Annotated in this window: 1 protein-coding gene; it reads left to right on the top strand. The window is 53.6% G+C overall.

Translation table 11 applies throughout. From position 1 onward, the window contains the following. Positions 1-225 precede the first annotated feature (225 nt). A complete protein-coding gene (locus tag QK300_RS13465; protein ID WP_281302220.1) occupies positions 226-2,730 on the top strand; it encodes a DUF305 domain-containing protein in 2,505 nt (834 codons plus the stop codon). The last annotated feature ends 190 nt before the right edge of the window (positions 2,731-2,920 follow it).

Raw genomic sequence — 2,920 nt, 5'->3', positions numbered from 1 at the left:
CGTCTGAACACGAGTAGAATCAACACCGTGCATCATGTCCACAAATTTAAACCGGACAGCAGTGGGTCAAGCCCGGGATGACGAAAGAAGGATCCACTCTTGCCAGCGGCTTGATTTCCGTGAATATTCGTTTCTTACGCTAGCTTTAAGCATGAAAAAATGCATGTGCCGTTCATTATGCAAAAGATATTTGTACGGGGCATAATATATCAGGGGAATTTTGAGATGACGCAGACGACCTCATTTGGAAAGCCGGTTATTCGGGCCGCATTGTTGAGCACGGGGCTTGTGATGCTGTCAGCCCAGGCTTATGCGCAGGTTCCGATCATCCAGCCCGGTGCCCCGGGCCAAACCAGCCGCCAGCTTGATGTGGATGAGGCTAGCAATCTGGCTGCCACCCGTTTTTCGGCGGCAGATGTTACCTTCATGCAGGATATGATCGTTCATCATCAGCAGGCCGTTGATATGGCTGCATTGGTGGCGGATCGCACGGCCCGCAATGAATTGATCGAATTGTCGCGCCGGATCGATCTGTCGCAAAAAGATGAAATTGCCTTCATGAAGGGATGGCTTCAGGATCGCGATCAGCCGCTTCCCGAACTGAAGGGCGATCATCATGAAGGGGCCCATGCCACGATGGAGGGCATGGCCTCGCCCGCGCAGATGGAAGAACTGGCGGCTTCAGAGGGCGCAGATTTCGACAGCCTGTTTCTCCAGCTCATGATCAAGCATCATGAAGGGGCTTTGAGCATGGTCGGGGCGCTGTTGAAGAAGCCCGGATCGGCCTATGATCCCGTTTTGTTTGAATTTACCACGGATGTCACCAATGATCAGAAGGCTGAAATCACCCGGATGACAGCCATGCTAACGGGCTTTTCCGCCGATCCGCGCGTTGGTTTGTCTGCCGGGTATCTCGATGCCGGAACAGCCATCTCCAATATGAAGCTTTTGGCCAGCCTGCCGCGTCCTGAAGGTTTTTATGATCCGCAAAATCCCATCGGCCTGTCTTTGAAGCGTTTGGAAGCCGAGGATAAGGAAAAGGCCGGTGAAAAGGCCAAAGATAAAGCGGCTGAGAAAAAGAATGATGTTGAGGGCGAGGCGGAGGAAGACGCCAAGCCGGATCGGGATGAAAGTAAATCTTCCCGGTCGCCATTCCTCAGTTTTTCCAACACCGATATTGCCTTTGCAGGCGATATTGCCGTTGTGGGCAATTATCACGGCTTCAATATCTATGACATCTCGAAAGGCGATGCTCCGGAATTGATGAGCTCGGTGGTCTGTCCGGGGGGGCAGGGGGATGTGTCGATTTCCGGCAATCTGCTGATCACTTCTGTTGAACAAACGCGAGGGCGGATCGATTGCGGCCTGCAGGGGATTGCCGAAAAGGTCAGCGAAGAACGTTTTCGTGGCCTGCGGATTTTCGATATCAGCGATCTGCGGATGCCAAAACAGGTGGGTATCGTCCAAACCTGCCGTGGCTCGCATACCCATTCCATCGTTTCCGGTCCGGGCGAGGATGGTAAGCTGATCGTTTATAATTCCGGCACAAGTTCCGTGCGTGATGCAAAGGAATTGGCCGGTTGTTCCGATAAATCGCCTTATGAGGATGAGCAAACGGCTTTGTTTCGCATCGATGTGATCGAAATTCCCGTGGATCGGCCACAGGATGCCCGGATCATCGATAGCCCGGCGGTTTTTGCCGATCCGGAATCCGGGGTTATCGCCGGTTTATGGCAGGGTGGTGATCATGGTCCTGAAACGCAAACCACCCGCGCCACCGATCAATGCCATGATATCACCGTGTTCCCCGAACTGAAGATTGCTGCCGGGGCCTGTTCGGGTAATGGCATTTTGTTTGATATTTCCGATCCCTTGAAGCCCACACGGATCGATGCCGTGAAGGATTCATCTTTTGCTTATTGGCATTCAGCCACATTCAATAATGATGGCACCAAGGTGCTGTTCACCGATGAATGGGGGGGCGGCGCGCGGCCGCGTTGCCAGGCTTCAGATCCGCTGACATGGGGTGCTGATGCGCTTTATGATATCGTCGATCAAAAGCTGCTTTTCCGTGGTTATTATAAAATTCCGGCGCCCCAAAGCGATAAAGAAAACTGCGTTGCCCATAATGGTTCGATCATCCCGGTTCCCGGCCGCGATATCTATGTGCAGGCCTGGTATCAGGGCGGTGTTTCGGTGATGGATTTCACCGATTCCGCCAATCCGGTGGAAATTGCTTATTTTGATCGTGGCCCCATTGATGAAAAAGATCTGGTTTTGGGGGGATATTGGTCAACCTATTGGTTCAATGGCTTGATTTATGGCTCGGCGATTGTGCGCGGGCTTGATGTTCTGGCTTTGGAGCCTAGTGAATATCTGACCGAGAATGAAATTAAAGCCGCATCTTTGACCAAAGGCGGTGAGTTGTTCAATCCTCAGCAGCAATTCCAAATTAGCTGGCAGGCCGACCCTGCGGTTGCCCATGCCTATGTGGATCAATTGCAGCGGAACAAGGCTTTGGCTGATAACCGGATTGCCGATCTGCGCGAGGCTTTGGCCCGGGCCGATCAGTCTTTATCTGATGGGTCGGGCGGTGCTGCGGTGGCCGGCGAACTCGCAGACCTTTCCAGCGCTTTGAAACAGGATGGAGCGGGCCGAGACGTTCTTGATCAAAAACGCCTTCTGGCTTTGAGCGATGTGTTGCAGGAGATGGCCACCCGTTTGCGCTGAGCCTTCTTCTCTTCTTCGTCGCCCCGGGCCTCCTTAACTTCGTCGCCCCGGGCCTCCTTAACTTCGTCACCCCGGGCGGAGACCCGGGGTCCATCTTTCCCACCCTCAGCCCTTCACGAGATGGATCCCTGTGTGTTGGGGCTGTGATATGATGGGTGCGGGCGGGAGATCGTTGGATCCCTGGTTTTTT

It is taken from the genome of Iodidimonas sp. MBR-22 (assembly GCF_029946565.1).
In the GTDB taxonomy this organism is placed as follows: Bacteria; Pseudomonadota; Alphaproteobacteria; order Sphingomonadales; family Rhodothalassiaceae; genus Iodidimonas; species Iodidimonas nitroreducens.
Note: the sequence above shows the minus strand (reverse complement) of the source record. Positions and strands in the feature narration are given on the sequence as shown.

Excerpts from the sequence above, each read along its gene's own strand:
- QK300_RS13465 (WP_281302220.1), top strand. The coding sequence starts at position 226 with ATGACGCAGACGACCTCATTTGGAAAGCCGGTTATTCGGGCCGCATTG.